Raw genomic sequence first — 16,528 nt, 5'->3', positions numbered from 1 at the left:
CCGGATTCTCAATCGAGATGAAACCCGAAAGTATCAGAGATTTCCGTTTCCTGTCGAAACTGGCAGCGGAATAAACCCAGCCGCCTGAGCAAAAAACAGTTGGGTGGTCAAATCACTATCTGGTCGGCGCGGGAGTTGACCTGGCGTATGTCGTTCCAGCAGATGGCCTCGCGCCCCTCATCGAAATCCTGGCTGCTGAGGTCACTTATCCTGCGTTCGCCCAACCTTCCTTACCGGTTTTGACAACCCACCAACTTTGTGGAGTTCATGATGAAAACCAACCCAGTCGGACAAACTGACCTGCATGTCACCGAGTTGTCATTTGGCTGCGCGAGCATCGGCAATCTGTACCGCGAGGTTGCCGACGCCGAGGCGCAGGATGTTCTGGCCGCCGCATGGGATGCCGGCATTCGCTACTTTGACACCGCCCCTCACTATGGCCGGGGCCTGTCCGAGCAGCGGCTGGGTCAGTTTTTGTCCTCCAAGCCCCGGTCGAACTATGTGATCTCGACCAAAGTGGGGCGGGTGCTGTCGCCGGGTCAGCCCATGACCGAGACGGATGGGTTCATCAATCCGCTACCGAACGCTGTACGCTATGACTATTCCGGGGATGGGATCGAAGCGTCGCTGGAAGGCAGTCTGGAACGGTTGCAAACAACGTTTTCCGACATTGTTTTTGTCCACGACATCGGCGCCTATACCCACAATGAAAACAACGCAGCCCAGATGGAAGCTTTTCTGGGCAGTGGGTATGAGCGGTTGGTGAAGCTGAAAGAACAAGGGCGCATCAGGGCCTTTGGTCTGGGTGTGAACGAGAATGAAATCTGTCTCGATATTATGCGTCACGGCCCGATTGATGTCATTCTGCTTGCCGGTCGTCTGACTCTTCTGGACCGCTCGGCTGAAGCAGAGCTGACGGCACAATGCCGCGCGCAGGGCACAAGCCTCGTGCTGGGCGGAGTCTTGAATTCCGGCATTCTTGCCACTGGTCCGGTCGATGGGGCGACCTATGACTATCTGCCCGCGTCGCCCGAGATATTGGACCGTGTCAGAGTGTTGCAAGACAAAGCGAACGGCATGGGTTTGTCCCTTGCAACCGCAGCGTTAATGTTCGCGAAATCCCACCCACTTGCATCGTCGGTTTTGATCGGAACGGCAAAACCATCCAGCCTGAGGCGGAATCTTCAAGCGATGGCCGAACCGGTTCCCGACGCCTTCCATGGCTCGTTCGGATAACGGCAGACGGGCCTTGCAGCCTCTGTTGGGTACAGGCTAGCACACAGGATGCGCCGGTCTTCGAATGGCAAACGCTGGCACAAAACTCTGGAATTTAATTATTGTAGACACATGCTGAAATATGCCCTGTTATTCTCTGCTTTGAGCGGGGCTGCCGCTTGTGCGGACAATCCCGATCAGGCCACGGAGACTCTGCCGTGGCCCGAAGCTGTCGATCTGATCGATAGCGGTGAGGTGACTGCGGCCTTGCAGGCACATAGCCGTCTGGTGACCCTCAGGCTAAAGGACGGGTCAACCCGAACCACGATCGAACCCGAGATCGACGACCTTTTTCGTGTGATCCGGGCATGTGGCAGCCCCTGCGAGACTATTGCGCTGGCATCCGAGTAGCTGATCGAAGCGGGCTCTTTTGCATTGAAGAAGTTTGTGCTGCACGGGAACGAAGCTGTGCCCGCGCTTCCCCATTCTAAAGAAAGTCAATTAAAGCCATTTGATCCCGATGCTTTATCTGGAACGGGCGCAGACAACATGCATGGGAATGTATCCCAAGCTGTTCAAACGGTGGCCCACGATGCCAGGACAGGTCAGGCGCATCATGTCTAATGCGTTTGCCGTGGCCATGCGCGCGGCTTCTGCGATGTCTGTTCCGACGTGATTGATCCTCCGAGCAACCGGGTCTGACAGGGTGATATGCGCTCCGGCCGGAGATCCCTGCACGTCGAACAGGCCCGGCGTGACCACCGCATCTATCTGTGCGACCGGCACATCCGAAGGGATCGCACCAAGCGCCAAGATGTCCACCACAACATCGCCCTCGCAGGCCAATGCGGTATTGCTCAGCAGGTTTTGTCCGTCGAACAGAGCTTTTGGAAGGACGTCGCGCATTCGAAGTCTCAGAAGAAATAGGGGCGCAGGGCCTGCTGAATTTGCGCAAGGACCAGCGCGTCGACCCAGCCCTCTTCCTCGTTTTGCAGCGAGCGTGCCGTGGCAATGACCTGAGGCGAAAAACATTGTTTCAGCGCCGGATCAGGGGGGCAGTCCGGGCCGAGCGCCAAGAACAAAGCGGACACGGCCTTCTGCGCTTTTGGATCGGGCCAGTAATATCGGATGCGGTCAGCATAACCAAAATGCCGCTGCAGGCGCAGATCGGATGCGGTCCCGACATAGTGCTTCTGCCAATGCCCGGGCTGGTCCAGCATGATCTGCTCCATCTGGGTCATCAAGTCCGAGACGTCCTGTCCCAGCAACCCGCGCAGATGATCCAGTGCATAGAGGGCCTGACGATAAGCAAAAGTCAGGGCGGGCCCAACTTTCAGAACGCTGAAATTCCGGTTGGCGAGGTCCGGATAGACCTCGGGATGCTGATAATCCGTTGAATGAGCTTCGAAACAGATATGCGGTGTATCCGAGAGCGCCTGTGACAAGTGATCCGGCGCGTTGCGGTCAAAATGGTCGATATGGGTCGGGGCGAATTCCAGACCCGGCTGCACCACCAGCCCGATGACGCGTGGCCATGCCTGCGCCACGCCCACGGCATCAAATGCTGTCTGATGGATTTGCAGCGTTTTACGGGCGTGCGCCGGATCGGTGGGGGTGATGCTTTGGCCTTCTTCATCCGCCCGGGCCCCGCCGGGCGGCGGCCCTTCGGTGCCGATCACATAACTGAGACGGTCAGGGTCGGGCGCTGCGGTCTCACAAATCGCGGCCAAATGGGCGGCACGTTGTGCCGAAGTCTGATCATCAACCTGCGCGGGTTCGCCTGCGCAACCTTCGGAACAATCGAGGTGGATTTTGGTAAACCCGGCTTGCACGTAAGCGCGCATCAGGTCTTTGGCTTTGGCCATGGCACTATCCGCGGGCTCATCGCGCCAGGCTTGCGGACCGAGATGGTCGCCGCCGAAATGGATCAGGCCAAGATCTGTGCCGAGCTTGTCGGCGAGCCCGGTCACAAAGAAGATGAAATCGGCGGGTTTCATTCCGGTATAGCCACCGAACTGATTGACCTGATTGCTGGTTGCCTCGATCAGAACCGGGCGTTGCATCTCTTGTGCCATCATCAATGACGCGCGCAGAACGTCCGGTTGGGCCGAGCAGACCGATGGGATTGCGATAGGCTCACCCGCCCGGTTGCGCGCGTTCAATTTGGCAAGGAAACTCATGATTTCAGTCCTGTGTCAGGCTTCGGGGCGCACAAGCAGCGCTGCGCCGCGCGTTCCGCTGCTGTCGCCGAATTTCGGTTTGAGTATATTGGGTGCGCGCAGGCCCGGCAGGGCAGCGCTGGACAATGCGTTGGCCAGGTCAAGCTCCAGCCCCTCAACCTTGCTGAGGCCGCCACCCAGCACGATGCAATCCGGGTCGATATGCAGTTGCAGACTGTGCAGAAGCTCTCCGGCGAAGCGGAGCCAAACTTCGAATACATGGCTGGCGCCCGTATCGCCTTGCGCCGTGGCCGCCAGAATTTCGGGCGCGGTCAGGCTTATGCCGGTGAGTTCAGCGGCCAGTCGCGCCATCCCGGTGCCCGACAAGTAGGTCTCATAGCAGCCTTGGCGGCCGCACCCAAAGGGCAAAATCGGCAGGTTATACTGCGCCACAAGTGGGTCGGGAAGGGCGATGTGACCGACTTCACCCGCCAGCACATTCGGCCCCGGCAGCAATGCGCCGTCGACAACAACACCGCCGCCAAGACCGGTGCAGATGATCAGGTCGAATACCGTGTGCTGCCCTTCCCCCGCGCCACCAACCGCCTCGGACAAGGCGAAGCACTTGCAATCATTGGCCAGACGGATGATCCCACGGCTCCGCGTCTGCAAATCTGTCCCTAACGGTTTTCCGTTAGCTGGCAGGTTGGCGGTGATCGAATGCCCCGTCATCGGATCGATCAGGCGCGGAATCCCGATGCCAACGGGCAGGGCAGGTTACCCGGATTCAGCCCTCAGCCACGTGATTTCGTTGGTCAGCGCCTCCAGCAGATCGACATAGCGTTGCTGCGGCGTGGATATGCGGCGCGAGGCGAGGGGCACAAGGTTGCCGTCGAACAGGGTCGCTTCGATCTTGGTGCCGCCCAGATCAATGCCACCGCAGGCAGCAGCATCAGACATAGAGGCGGACATGGCTGACCACGCGGCTGAGATTGCCGCCTTCGAATGGGTTATCCACGTTTAGACCGAGCGACTTCGACCATGCGACGGCCAACATCTGCGCGACCATCACATAGAGCGCGGTGTTCCAGACATCGGGCAGGCCCGTCGATAGGCTTAGATCGGGCGTTTCGCCGTGAGTGGGATCGCCAATGCTGATGGTGGTGGTGGCGTCATCGGTGATGGCCTTGGGGCCATGGCGAAACCCAAGCGTGCTGTCCCACGTGGTCACCACTTGACCGGCGGCAAGCTCCAACACTTTCAGGGCAGATTCACGGGCCGTGCCCAGATACGGCCCCGAGCCGAGAAAAACCGCACGCTTCGGGCGCGGCAAGTCGGGGGCGTTCTGCAACAGGTCGCGGGCTGCGCAAGACAGTTTGCCAATATTGTCGGAAATGTCCGCCCCCGAGGTCCCGGACAGGCAGGCCAGCGCTGTCAGCAGCATGGTGGTATAGCTGGAGGTCATCGCGAAACCCTGATCGTGGCAGTCATCGGGCAGTACGATTGCCTTTTGCTGTCCAGATCTGGGATGGGTGCGCGTGGCCAGCGCGCTGGTGGCGTTGCAGGTGATGTTCAGCCGGTCCGCCGCCGGGCAAATCCGATCGAGCAAGTCCAGCGTACCCAGCGTCTCGGAACTGTTGCCGGATCGGCCAAATGACACCACCAGCGGACGCAGCCCGGGTTTCAGATAATCCGCCGGGCGCGCGACAAGATCAGTCGACGGGACATTGCGCACTGATATATTGTGCAACAACCCATCAAGTTGAACGGCCAGCGCATCAGCAATAAAGGCCGAGGTCCCGGCTCCGGTCAGCCATATCACATCCGGTCTGCGCGTCGCGATCCAGTCCGAGATCTCCACAGCAATTTCGGGCAAAACGTCGGCCCAGTTCTCCCAGATACTCGGTTGTGCGGCGATTTCCGTTTCCGTCGCCCAGGTCGTGATGGTCATAAATTAGGTCCGTTCGATCAGGGGTGGCCAGGTGGTTTCAGGCAATTCGGCAAGATGGAGTTCGACATTCATGCTTCGCAGTTTCTGTTGCATCTGAACGGGCATCGTCGCGTCTGAGACGATGACATCCACCTTGGACAGGTCGCAAATGCGATGGAGTTGGGTTGTGCCGAACTTGCTGGCGTCGGCCAACACGATAGCCCGGCGGCTGGCACGGATCATGGCGCGGTTCAGGTGCGCTTCTTCCTCGCTGAAGGTGGACAGGCCAAGGGCCGGATCCACCCGGTCCGCGCCCAAAAGAACGGTGTCAAACGACATGGCTTCTAGAGTGGTTTCGACCAGACGGCCGCTTAGCGACATGGCGTTCTGGCGCAACATGCCGCCGGTCAGCATCAACTGATGTTGGGGGCAATCGTGCAGCGCCAGCATCAGATTTACGCCCGTTGTCATCAACACCTTTGGCGACGCGTGCCGCAGATGTTCGCCGATAAATTGCACTGTCGACCCGGAATCAAGCAATATCGAGTGATCTTTGGAGATCAAATCGGCGGCAAGCGCGGCAACGGCGCGTTTGGCTCGTTTGTTGACAACTTCCTTGTCCTGAATGGTCGGTTCAAGTTCAGCGCCGTTGCTTCGTTCCTGAGTGGCCAGAGCCATCGCAACTGCAATGCGCAGGTCGGGCAGACCCTTGAAGCCGTAGCGGCGGCCGAATCGGATCAGGCTGGGCTCACTGACGCCAATGGTCGTGGACAATTCACGCAGGGGTCGGCGGATGAACTGGGTCGGGTTGGCCAGAAGAAACTCGGCGACGTTTCGCAAGGCTCGCGACAGTTCCGGCAGGTCACTTTCGATCTGCTTCAGGATGTCTGCATTCTCAGTCAAATGGAAACCCGTCCCTTACGTTGCTATATAGGTAAAACTACAGTAATGGAAGTTACAAGGAAAACATCTTCCTTATTAGCTAAAATATGGATGCGCAAAACTCTAGAAATGATTCAAAACTACATTAGAGATCCTAAAGTCCGATTCGATAACGCCCTCTGTGATGAAGCATTGAGGGGCGAATTCTTGTGTCTCACATGAAACTTTCTGGTTTGTGCCTGCTCGCCAGTCTGACTGCCAGCGTGGCTTTTGCCAAAACCGACATCACCTATTGGTCGGTCTGGTTGCGGCTGAATCCCCCGATGGCGGCACCGTGGGTGCCGCGATCTACCCAGCGCTGCTGGCCAATACCGAGCTGAACGGCTCGGTCGGGCAGATGTCTTATGCCTTCTATACGTACCAGATATTCTACACCGCAGCCCAACTGCGTGATGCTGGTGCGGTCGGGACCCCCTCCACCTGGGCGCAATATGTGGTCGCGATGAAGGCGGTTCAGGCCAACGGTGTGAACGCGATCGCGGTGGAAAGCGATATCGCATTCTACAACATCAACTGGTTCAACTACCTGCTGGCGCGTATCGAAGGCCCCGATTTCGTGCTGAAAGCGGACGAAGACAAGACCGGCGAGACATGGCGCGACCCCGCCGTGCGTCAGGCGCTGGAGCTTGAGGCCGCCTTGTGAGGCGATGGCCTGATTCCCGAGGAAAGCGAGTGTTATCAGTGGCCTGCCGGTCAGCAGACTCTGGCGTTCGGCGACACCGCGACCGAACTGGTCGGCTCGTGGCTGCCCATCGAACTGGCCGATCAGGTGGAAGAGGGCTTTGAATGGGGTGCGATGAACTTCCCCATGGTCGAAGGCGGCAAGGGTGACGTGAACGACACCATCATCTATGCGGTCAGCTTTGCCATCCCCGAAGGCGCCGAAGATGCCGAGGCTGCGCAGGACTTCATCAAATTCGCACTCAGCAAATCGGCGCAGCAGAAGATGGCGGATGACGCGCTGATCGGTGTGGCCAATGCCTCGGTCGAATGGGCTGACGTGATCGCGGACAGCCGCGAGGCGGTGGCCAAGGCGACCAGCCTGCTGTCCGAGAATCTGGGTCTCAAGGTTGCCTATGCGGATTATTCCAGCAACATCTATGAGGCGATGCACAACAAGGTGTTCCTGGGTCAGATCACCGTTGATGAGTTCATTGACGGCATGGTCGAGCAGACCAAAGGCTATTGGGAAAACCGCTGATTTCAGCATCTGACCGGCCCTGACACCGGGGCCGGTCGATCAAAGGACAGGGTGGAGCACATGATCGGCAAGAGACTTATCGGGTTCTTCGTAGCGCCCGCTCTGATCGTTTATCTTTGCTTTTTCCTGATCCCTACCGGCTTTACTTTCTATTTCAGCTTGTTCGAATGGTCGGGTTTCGGGACCGAGGCCAAGTTCATCGGCCTTGGCAACTATCGCCGCCTCTGGAACGATCCGACATTCTGGCTGAGTTTCCGCAACTCGCTGGCCTTGCTGTTTGTCGGCGGGTTCTTCGTCTTCTTTCTTGCGTTCCTCTACACCATCCTGATCAGTTCGGGCATCTGGGGCAAAAAGCTGTTCCGACTGGAGCTCTTCCTGCCCAACGTCGTCTCGGTTGTCGCTCTGTCGGCCATGCGGGCCCATATCGACAACCCGCGCTATGGGCTGCTGAATTCATCGCTCAAGGCCGTTGGTCTGGATGAGATGGGCCGCACGCTCTGGACGTCGCCCGACAATATCTTCTGAGCGATGCTGGCCGCGCTGGTCTGGGTGTTCACCGGGTTCTTCCTGATCCTGCTGCTGGCGGGCGTCGATAAAATCCCGCCCGATATTTACGAGGCCGCCGATTTGGAAGACGCAAGTTCTGGTACATCCCCGTGCCGATGATTTGGGGCGTGATGACCATTTCCTTTGTCATCTGGATCATCAATGGGGTAAAGATGTTCAAGTTTCTCTTGACCTTCGCCTTCGGCTTTCTGCAAGTGCCTCAGCAGCTTTATACTCTGGGGATCTACCTTTACATCATGGGCTTCGGCTAGCGCGACCCGATCTATCAGCTGGGTTATGCCACAGCGATCTGCGTTGTAGTGTTGGTGCTGGCGTTTTCGCTGATCCTTCTTGTGTGCCGCGACCACCTGGAGATCTGAGCCATGACCGTCCTGCGCCGCCTGCCTGCTTACACCGCCATCTGGCTTGGCTCGCCTTCACCGTCGCCGCCGTCCTTTGGGTGGTGATGAGAGCATTCCAATCCAAGCCTGAGGTGCCGCGATCCGGCCTCAAACCCCTGCGGAACTGCGCTGGTCTTCGATGAGGATGGCCTGACTCTCTACGCATGATACGACGCATGGAGGTCTGGTAATGCGTTGAAAAAAATACTATTTTAAAAGGAAAATAATGTCGGACAAAATACTTGTTTTTGTCGGACATTATATGCAACGCTGAACATACCCTCGGAATCGGAGCGAACGATCAGTGTCTCAGGCCCCCGGTCTCTATCAATCTCGAACATCGAAACCGCTTGGTGCGGGGTTGCAGAAATTGCCCCCAAAAAGCACCAGTAAGGATGTGATTGACGCGCTCTCGCGCATGATCGAGGCCAACGGGCTGACCGTAGGAGACAAACTGCCGACCGAGGTTGAGATTGCACAACAACTTGGCATCAGCCGCGCCAAGGTGCGTGAGGCGCTGACTTCGTGGCAGAACATGGGGATCGTGGTGCGCAACAAGAAAGCTGGCACCCGACTGGCGGCTGAGGTTGCGTCGAACTCGATCCATCTGCCCGTTTCGGTCAAACTTGAAGCCGAGAGCCTGCTGCGGACCCACGCCGTGCGCCGTCCGCTTGAGATCGAAACCGTCCGGTTGGCCGCGCGTCACGCGAACGAACAGCAAAAGCGCATCATCATGGCACGGGCGATGGAACTGATGGCCTCATACGAGGCTGAAGAAGACTGGCGCGGCGCGGATCGCAGGTTTCATGACACGCTGCACGAAGCATCCGGCAATCCTTTGTTCGGCCAGTTGATCCACCAGATTCAGCAGGGGTTTAACGAGGTTTATGAGGCACCCTTCGGGCAGCCTCATCTTGGTCAGGCCAGCATTCCGCTGCACCTGCCGCTGGCCGAAGCCGTCATCGCAGGCGACGCTGAAGGCGCGGGGCAGTTGATGGACGAGATCCTTTCGCTGGTCGAAGCGGAAATACGCCAGGTGATGGAGCATAACGATGTCTGACGCCCGAGATCTCGCCACGCTTTTGGCCGCAGTATCGGATGACGGACAAGGGGCCGTGACCCCACCCATCGTTCAGACATCGCTGTTCACCTTTGACAACTACAAAGCCTTCGAGGACAGGATGGCCGGGCTATCGGACACGGCGCTTTATACACGCGTTCAGAACCCGACGGTTGCCGCCTTTGAGCAACTGATGGCACAGGCCGAGGGCGGCGAAGCCGCCGTTGGCTTTGCTTCGGGCATGGCCGCGATTTCCTCGTCCCTGCTGGCCTTTGTCAAACCCGGCGACCGGATCGCCTGTGTCGAGCATGTCTACCCGGACACCTATCGGTTCATGGAACGCATGCTACGGCCGATAGGGGTTCAGATCGACTACTACCCCGTGGATCGGTTCGAGGATGATCCCGATCTGCTGAAGGATATCACGCTCGCCTATCTGGAAAGCCCCAGCTCGGTCATCTTTACCCCGATGGATCTACGCCGCGTTGCCGCGCATGCCGCGCGGCATGGAGTGCTGACCATGATCGATAACTCCTGGGCCAGTCCTGTGTTTCAAAACCCGATCTCTTTGGGGATCGATATCGTCATCCACTCAGCCTCGAAATATATCTCGGGGCACTCGGACACGGTTGCGGGCATTGTTGTTTCCTCCCTGGACAATATCGCCCGCATCCGTGATCTGACCCTGCCGCTGCTCGGGGCCAAACTGGCCCCGTTCGAGGCGTTTCTGCTGACCCGGGGCTTGCGAACCCTGACCGCGCGGATGCGCCAGCATGAGGCGACCGCGAACACCTTTGTCGACCGGTTATCCGCCTTGCCACAGGTCACCGCCATCCACTCACCCGGGGCCAACACCGTTCCGGGCCTCAAAGGGCGGTCCGGCCTGATGTCGCTGGAGTTTGACGACAGTGTCGATATTCCCGCCTTTGCCGACGCCCTGTCGATCTTTCGTCTGGGCGTTAGTTGGGGCGGCTATGAAAGCCTGATCCTGCCTGCGCGCGTTGGGCTGGCGCAGGCGGGGGAACAAAACTCAATGCAGAAATTCGGGGTTTCACCGAACCTTGTACGCCTCAGCCTCGGGCTGGAGGACGCTGACGATCTTTGGGCAGATTTCGAGCGAGCACTTTCAAAAAGCACCGTCTGAACGGGCAAACACAACAGATCTTTCACGGAGGGAAACAGAGAATGAAACGCATACTGACAGGGCTAACTCTGGCGGCGACGCTGATGGGATCGGCGGCCTATGCCGAGACCAAGCTGAAGCTGGTCGAGGTGATTACCAGCCCGGAACGGACCGAAGTTCTGCAAGGCCTCGTTGACAATTTCGAAGCCGCAAATGAAGGCGTCACGGTTGAGATCGTGTCATTGCCATGGGGCAGCGCGTTTGAGAAGCTGGCGACAATGGTTGCCGGTGGCGACATCCCCGATGTGGTGGAAATGCCCGACACTTGGCAGGCGCTTTACGCCGGATCGGACCAGTTGGTCAGCCTCAAGGATTATGTGGCCGATTGGGAGCATGGCGGCACGCTGACCGACAAGACCGTGGCGATGGGGTCGCAGGCTGGCGATCTCTATATGATCCCCTACGGCTTCTACCTGCGCGCCATGTTCTACAACAAGAAACTGCTGGCCGAGGCTGGTGTCGACAGCCCCCCGGGCACGATGGAAGAGTTCATGGCCGCCTCGGCCGCAGTGTCCGAGCTTGACGGCAAATACGGCTACTGCCTGCGTGGCGGGCCGGGCGGCACCAATGGCTGGATCATGTTCAGCGCGGTGATGAACGGCACCAACGAGTTCTTCACCGAAGATGGCAAAAGCCGCATTAATGAGCCGGGCTCGGTCGAGGGGCTGCAGTTCATGATCGACCTGTACCAAAAGGGCTATGCCCCCAAGGACAGCGTCAGCTGGGGCTTTAACGAGATCGTCGCTGGGTTCTATTCCGGCACCTGTGCCTTCCTCGATCAGGACCCGGACGCGTTGATCGCTATCGCCGAACGGATGCCAGCCGAGGATTTTGCGGTGATCCCGATGCCCGTCGGCCCCTCCGGTAAGGCTTTCCCAACCATCGGGTTCGCAGGCTGGTCGGTGTTCAAGGCCACCGAGCATGAGAAAGAAGCGTTTGATCTGGTCGCTGCCCTGTCCGCGCCCGAAGCCAACGCAACCTGGGCCAAGCGCGTCGGTGTGATCCCGATCCACAAAGGCGCGGATCAGGACCCCCACTTCAAAACCGAACAATTCAAAGGCTGGTTCGAGGAATTGAACGGCGCGCAGTACGAGCCCACAACAATGCCCACCTATCTTGAGCAATGGGGTTACTTCGCCAGCACCGTTCTGCTGGAATCCAGTCAGGAAGCCTTGCTGGGTCAACGCACCGCTCAGGAGGTTGCGGATGAGTGGGCCGAGATGCTGACCGACGAATATGCGAAGTGGAAAGCCGGTCAATGACCGCGCGACTGCAAAAAACTGTTGTGCCCGGGAAAACCCGGGCACGACGCTCGCTCTACCTGCAATATCTGGTCGAGCCGTTTTTCTACCTGTCCCCGGCGCTGATCCTGATCGGAGCTGTTATGATGGTGCCGCTGATCATCGGCATTTCCTATTCCTTCCAATCCATCGAGTTGCTGAACCCGTTCAAAACCGGCTGGGTCGGGTTCGAGAACTATTTGGACCTTTGGGGGGATCGTAAGTTTTGGATTGCCCTTGAGAACACATTTTTCTGGACGTTCTGGTCCATCACCTTTCAGTTCCTGCTGGGCCTTGGTCTGGCGATGCTGCTGAACACGGACTTCTTCGGCAAACGCCTTTTTCAGGCGCTGGTGTTTCTACCATGGGCCGTGCCCACTTTCCTGTCGGCGCTGACTTGGGCCTGGCTGTTCAACCCGGTGATCGGCCCATTGCCGCATTGGCTGGCCGCTTTGGGCGTGTTGTCAGAACCCTTTAACATCCTCGGCGATCCGAACCTCGCCATGTGGGGGCCGATCACGGCGAATATCTGGTTCGGAGTGCCCTTTTTCGCCATCACCCTGCTGGCCGCGCTGCAATCCATCCCTTCCGAGCTGTACGAAGCGGCCGAGATCGACGGCGCCTCGCCCTGGCAGATTTTCACCAAGATCACCCTGCCGTTTCTGGCCCCGATGATCGCCATCACTGTGATGCTGCGCACGATCTGGATCGCCAACTTTGCCGATCTCATCTTTGTCATGACCGGCGGCGGCCCCGCCAATTCGACGCAAATCCTGTCGACCTACATCTTCACCACCGCCTTCCGAAAGCTGGACTTCGGCTATGCCTCCACCATCGCAGTGGCGCTGTTGGTCATCCTGCTGATTTACGCCGTGATCCTACTGTGGCTGCGCAAAAAGCTGGTGAAAATCTGATGTCATCTGTCGCGTCTCGCAACCCGGCATTGGCCGCAGGTAAATACGCTGCCCTTGCTTTTTACCTGCTCTTCGCGCTGTTTCCACTCTACTGGCTGGTCAAGATCGCCATCACTCCGGATGCGCTGATCTTTTCCGAAGGCACGCGCATGTTCCCAAGTGCCGCCACCTTCGAGAACTTTTCGACCGTTCTGTTCCAGACCGATTTTCTGGCTTACTTCCGCAATTCTCTGATCGTGTCACTGGGTACGGCCTTTGTCACTACACTGATCGCCGCAGGCGCAGGCTACGCGTTCTCGCGCTTTGTGTTTGCGGGCAAACGGATCATCATCGCGGTGATGCTGATCACCCAGATGTTCCCGCTGCTGATGATCATCGCACCGATCTACAAGATCGTCGCTGATCTGGGCCTGCTCAATTCGCTGACCAGCCTGATCATCGTCTACACCGCCTTCAACATCCCCTTCGCAACCTTCCTGATGCAATCCTTTTTTGACGGCATCCCGACCGATCTTGAGGATGCCGCGATGATGGACGGTTGTTCGCGGTTTCAGGCACTGCGGCTGGTAGTGTTTCCCCTGACCCTCCCCGGGCTGGGCGCGACATTGGGCTTTGTCTTCACCGCGGCATGGTCAGAACTGCTGTTCGCGCTCATGCTGATCTCGAAGAACGACGCAATGACCTTCCCAGTGGGGCTGCTGACCTTCGTGTCCAAGTTCTCGGTCGATTGGGGGCAGATGATGGCGGCGGGCGTTCTCGCGCTGATCCCTAGCTGTTTGTTCTTCATCTTCATTCAACGCTATCTCGTGCAGGGGCTCACCTCTGGCGCGGTAAAAGGATAGGAGGCCGCAATGGCACGGATCGAACTGCGCGACGTCAGCAAGAGTTACGGCTCGGTCCAGGTTCTGCGCGACGTCAATCTCGACATTCAAGATGGAGAGTTCGTGGTACTGGTTGGCCCATCGGGCTGCGGCAAGTCCACACTGTTGCGAATGATTGCGGGGCTGGAGCCGATCACACGTGGCGATTTCCTGATCGACGGGGAACGCATGAACGACCGGCGCCCACGCGAGCGGGATATCGCGATGGTGTTCCAGTCCTATGCGCTTTACCCGCATATGGATGTGGAACGGAACATGGGGTTTTCGATGGAAATCCGCCGAGATCCGAAAGAGGAACGAAGGTCCAAAGTGGCGCAGGCTGCCGAGACCCTCGGTTTGAAACATCTGACCGATCGTTTGCCCAAAGCCTTGTCCGGCGGACAGCGGCAGCGCGTCGCCATGGGCCGGGCCATCGTGCGCCAGCCGCGTGCGTTCCTGTTCGACGAACCGCTTTCAAATCTTGACGCGGCGCTCAGGGTTGAGATGCGGCTGGAAATCGCCCGTCTGCATCAACGCCTTGGGGCGACGATGATCTATGTCACCCATGATCAGGTCGAGGCACTGACACTGGCGGATCGGATTGTCGTGTTGAACGCCGGTCTGGTCCAACAGGTCGGCAGTCCGCTGGAGCTGTATGAACGCCCCGCAAACAAATTCGTCGCGCAATTCATCGGCTCGCCGACGATGAATGTGATCCCGATTTCCGGATCAGAGGCAGGTGTTGTCATGGCCGACGGTACCGAGCTGGACATCGTCTTTCGGGCTGATGTGCCAGATGTGGCAGAGCTCGGTATTCGCCCAGAACATCTGGATGTGGTGGCACCGGGCGCTGGCGATGTGGATGCGGTGGCTGACGTGGTCGAGCACTTGGGTTCTGACACGAACATCTACGTAAAAACGGAGGCGCTTGGCCCGTTGATGGTGCGAAAACATGGGAATATTCCGGCGAAATCAGGCGATGCGCTGGGGTTACGTCTTATGCGAGAGAATATTCACGTGTTTGACGCCGGCGGGATGTCGCTAGAATTCAGGGGTGGGACACGTTCTGTATGAGGCGGATCAGTCGCGCCGTGCAGAATGCATTATCTGGAGAGCAGTGTTCCGACCTGCCGGGTGGTGTTAGTGTTAAGATATCAATGAACGGTTTGAGCGCTTGGCCACGAGCGCGCTACACCTGTGATGAATAGCGTAAGGCAATAAGAACCTGGCAGCTGTCGGTCTGTCTGACCCTGCTGGGTGGATCGCCTTGGGTCTTTTTGTGGATGATCCTCGACACGGTCTTGGCGTCACAACAGCGCTGGTCGGGGTGGGGTGTGCGCGATATAGTCATGCAGTCCGAACGATGGATCAGAATGCCACCTGATCTTGATGGCACGACTTTCGAACATGATGGCGTGCGGTATGAGTTCTCGACAGATGAAGGCCGATATCACGTGCGCCTACACGAAGCGGATGAATCTATTAATGATTACACGGTGCATTCAGCGGCAGGGGTCGCGCCGCTTCAGCAATATCTGATCGAAACCGAACCGGGTCGGCTGCAGAGCTTTGACGTTGTCTGGGATGCCGCCGAGTAACGATGGTGCAACCTGTATCCAGATCAAACGTTCCGCCAGAGGACGGGCTGCATTGGACCGGTCCATACAAGAACTGGAACGGACGCTGCGCCGAACGCCATGCAACGGGGTACGAAAAGCGAATTTATGCCACCCGCCAGGCGTATTCATCCACGCAGGCGGAATCGGCGTCGGATGCGAGGCGCGTCACGGCCCCGGTTTGCGCCACGTGCAATGGGCCGAGACATCTGGTGCATCGCCCCAGAACGCGCCCAAAGTTTATGGGTTTTCTTTTGATCTGTCGCGCGCCGGAACCGAGGCCACGATTCAGCAATGCGCAATTTGTCATGCCCGCCGGGAACCATTGGGCGATGGAAACCCTGTCCCGGGCACCGATTTTCATGACGCTTACACACTGTCTCTTCTCCGTCCCGGTCTGTATCACGCTGACGGCGAAATTCCGGACGAAGTCTATGTGTACGGTTCGTTTCTGCAGTCGAAGATGTATGACAAAGGCGTCGGCTGTCTGAACTGCCACGACGCCCGACCTGACAGAACTTGCCCTTGACCCGGACCAACCTGATTTCATTCGCGCAACCGCTTTGTGGTTGCTATCGCTGGGCGCTGACGAGCATGTCGCCGATCAGGTGGCCCCTCTGCTTGAGGATGCCAGCCCGGTGCTGCGAGCTGCCGCAATCACGGTTCATCGTGCGGCGCCGGCGCAGACTCAGGTTGAACGGCTTATCGGGTTCTCACGGTTCCCAGCAAAATGGTTTAGATCGAGACGGCAAAAGCCCTTTTGGGCACTCCGATCGCCCATCTCCCGGCCCAACCCGGGATGCAGATGCGCGCGGCGATGTCCGAGTGGCAACAGTCCCTGCAAGCGCGGATAGAATTTCCGGAAACGCATATGGTTCTGGGTGGAATGGCGTTGACTTTGCGCAATTTTCTAGCCGCCAAAAGCGCGTTCCGCCAAGTGGCAACAATGGACCCGCAGCGCGAAGAAGCATGGGTTATCCTGATCCGCATAACGGCAGCAAGGGACGGGCGCGACAGCCACCCTGAGGGTACTGGACGAGGCATTGCAGCGCCTGCCCGGCAGCCCTGCCTTGAATGAATTGTGGACGTCGGTTGCGGCACAATGAACAGAAAGGAGGCAGGTTCGGTGGTCTTGTGCATTCCGGGTCTGAACCTTTGACACGCGTAAAAGACTAAGAAATGTGACCAGTATATTTGGCTATTGGATGACTCATGTTGACG

General features: G+C 58.2%; 19 protein-coding genes and 1 pseudogene. 15 read left to right on the top strand and 5 right to left on the bottom strand.

Annotated elements, in window-relative coordinates; translation table 11 throughout:
- Positions 1–270 precede the first annotated feature (270 nt).
- Complete coding sequence (locus ACRZ9X_RS12035; protein ID WP_480519092.1) at positions 271–1,236, top strand: aldo/keto reductase; 966 nt, start codon at positions 271–273, stop codon at positions 1,234–1,236.
- 111 nt (positions 1,237–1,347) lie between these two features.
- On the top strand, positions 1,348–1,626 hold the full coding sequence (locus tag ACRZ9X_RS12030) for a hypothetical protein (RefSeq protein WP_480519091.1): 279 nt from the start codon (positions 1,348–1,350) through the stop codon (positions 1,624–1,626).
- Positions 1,627–1,740: 114 nt separating this feature from the next.
- On the opposite strand, the gene ACRZ9X_RS12025 is transcribed toward ACRZ9X_RS12030, so the two are convergent.
- From ACRZ9X_RS12025 to ACRZ9X_RS12005, 5 genes and pseudogenes are all read right to left on the bottom strand, one after another.
- Positions 1,741–2,121, bottom strand: coding sequence for a hypothetical protein (locus ACRZ9X_RS12025; protein ID WP_480519089.1), 381 nt, complete (start codon positions 2,119–2,121; stop codon positions 1,741–1,743).
- 8 nt (positions 2,122–2,129) lie between these two features.
- Positions 2,130–3,395, bottom strand: a complete 1,266-nt coding sequence (locus ACRZ9X_RS12020; protein WP_480519087.1) for a class II D-tagatose-bisphosphate aldolase non-catalytic subunit — start codon at positions 3,393–3,395, stop codon at positions 2,130–2,132.
- A gap of 15 nt (positions 3,396–3,410) precedes the next feature.
- A pseudogene (locus ACRZ9X_RS12015) lies at positions 3,411–4,334 on the bottom strand (ROK family protein).
- Positions 4,327–5,325 (bottom strand): SIS domain-containing protein, encoded by a 999-nt coding sequence (locus ACRZ9X_RS12010; RefSeq protein WP_480519085.1) that lies wholly within the window; start codon positions 5,323–5,325, stop codon positions 4,327–4,329. The pseudogene ACRZ9X_RS12015 and the gene ACRZ9X_RS12010 overlap by 8 nt, the downstream one beginning before the upstream one ends.
- A 3-nt stretch (positions 5,326–5,328) precedes the next feature.
- A complete protein-coding gene (locus tag ACRZ9X_RS12005) occupies positions 5,329–6,207 on the bottom strand; it encodes a DeoR/GlpR family DNA-binding transcription regulator (RefSeq protein ID WP_480519083.1) in 879 nt (292 codons plus the stop codon).
- A gap of 271 nt (positions 6,208–6,478) precedes the next feature.
- On the opposite strand from ACRZ9X_RS12005, the gene ACRZ9X_RS12000 reads away from it, so the two are divergent.
- The 13 genes from ACRZ9X_RS12000 to ACRZ9X_RS11940 all read left to right on the top strand — a co-directional run bounded on the left by ACRZ9X_RS12000 (position 6,479) and on the right by ACRZ9X_RS11940 (position 16,385).
- Positions 6,479–6,889, top strand: a complete 411-nt coding sequence (locus ACRZ9X_RS12000; protein ID WP_480519081.1) for a hypothetical protein — start codon at positions 6,479–6,481, stop codon at positions 6,887–6,889.
- A 9-nt stretch (positions 6,890–6,898) separates the two neighbouring features.
- Positions 6,899–7,447, top strand: coding sequence for an extracellular solute-binding protein (locus ACRZ9X_RS11995; RefSeq protein WP_480519108.1), 549 nt, complete (start codon positions 6,899–6,901; stop codon positions 7,445–7,447).
- A 60-nt stretch (positions 7,448–7,507) separates the two neighbouring features.
- Positions 7,508–7,972, top strand: coding sequence for a carbohydrate ABC transporter permease (locus ACRZ9X_RS11990; RefSeq protein ID WP_480519079.1), 465 nt, complete (start codon positions 7,508–7,510; stop codon positions 7,970–7,972).
- Between the two features lie 3 nt (positions 7,973–7,975).
- Positions 7,976–8,113 carry a hypothetical protein gene (locus tag ACRZ9X_RS11985; protein WP_480519077.1) on the top strand — a complete coding sequence of 46 codons (138 nt, stop codon included), beginning with the start codon at positions 7,976–7,978 and terminating at the stop codon, positions 8,111–8,113.
- Positions 8,114–8,764: 651 nt separating this feature from the next.
- Positions 8,765–9,454, top strand: coding sequence for a FadR/GntR family transcriptional regulator (locus tag ACRZ9X_RS11980; RefSeq protein ID WP_480519075.1), 690 nt, complete (start codon positions 8,765–8,767; stop codon positions 9,452–9,454).
- Positions 9,447–10,598 carry an aminotransferase class I/II-fold pyridoxal phosphate-dependent enzyme gene (locus ACRZ9X_RS11975; RefSeq protein ID WP_480519074.1) on the top strand — a complete coding sequence of 384 codons (1,152 nt, stop codon included), beginning with the start codon at positions 9,447–9,449 and terminating at the stop codon, positions 10,596–10,598. The genes ACRZ9X_RS11980 and ACRZ9X_RS11975 overlap by 8 nt, the downstream gene beginning before the upstream one ends.
- A 41-nt stretch (positions 10,599–10,639) precedes the next feature.
- Positions 10,640–11,899 (top strand): ABC transporter substrate-binding protein, encoded by a 1,260-nt coding sequence (locus tag ACRZ9X_RS11970; RefSeq protein WP_480519072.1) that lies wholly within the window; start codon positions 10,640–10,642, stop codon positions 11,897–11,899.
- The gene (locus ACRZ9X_RS11965; RefSeq protein WP_480519070.1) at positions 11,896–12,831 is read left to right on the top strand and encodes a carbohydrate ABC transporter permease; all 936 of its coding nucleotides are present in this window, start codon (positions 11,896–11,898) and stop codon (positions 12,829–12,831) included. Before ACRZ9X_RS11970 ends, ACRZ9X_RS11965 begins: the two co-directional genes overlap by 4 nt.
- Entirely contained in the window at positions 12,831–13,673 is an 843-nt protein-coding gene (locus ACRZ9X_RS11960) for a carbohydrate ABC transporter permease (protein ID WP_480519068.1), read from the top strand. The genes ACRZ9X_RS11965 and ACRZ9X_RS11960 overlap by 1 nt, the downstream gene beginning before the upstream one ends.
- 9 nt (positions 13,674–13,682) lie before the next feature.
- Positions 13,683–14,765 carry an ABC transporter ATP-binding protein gene (locus tag ACRZ9X_RS11955; protein WP_480519066.1) on the top strand — a complete coding sequence of 361 codons (1,083 nt, stop codon included), beginning with the start codon at positions 13,683–13,685 and terminating at the stop codon, positions 14,763–14,765.
- Positions 14,766–15,064: 299 nt separating this feature from the next.
- Positions 15,065–15,289: a hypothetical protein gene (locus ACRZ9X_RS11950; RefSeq protein ID WP_480519064.1), complete on the top strand. Its 225-nt coding sequence runs from the start codon at positions 15,065–15,067 to the stop codon at positions 15,287–15,289.
- 52 nt (positions 15,290–15,341) lie between these two features.
- Positions 15,342–15,836 (top strand): hypothetical protein, encoded by a 495-nt coding sequence (locus tag ACRZ9X_RS11945; RefSeq protein WP_480519062.1) that lies wholly within the window; start codon positions 15,342–15,344, stop codon positions 15,834–15,836.
- Positions 15,837–16,067: 231 nt separating this feature from the next.
- Positions 16,068–16,385 carry a hypothetical protein gene (locus ACRZ9X_RS11940; RefSeq protein ID WP_480519060.1) on the top strand — a complete coding sequence of 106 codons (318 nt, stop codon included), beginning with the start codon at positions 16,068–16,070 and terminating at the stop codon, positions 16,383–16,385.
- Positions 16,386–16,528: the final 143 nt, after the last annotated feature.

The organism is Ruegeria sp. AL1, from assembly GCF_056540905.1.
The sequence above is the reverse complement of the archived record's forward strand: the minus strand, read 5'-3'. Positions and strand labels throughout refer to the sequence as shown.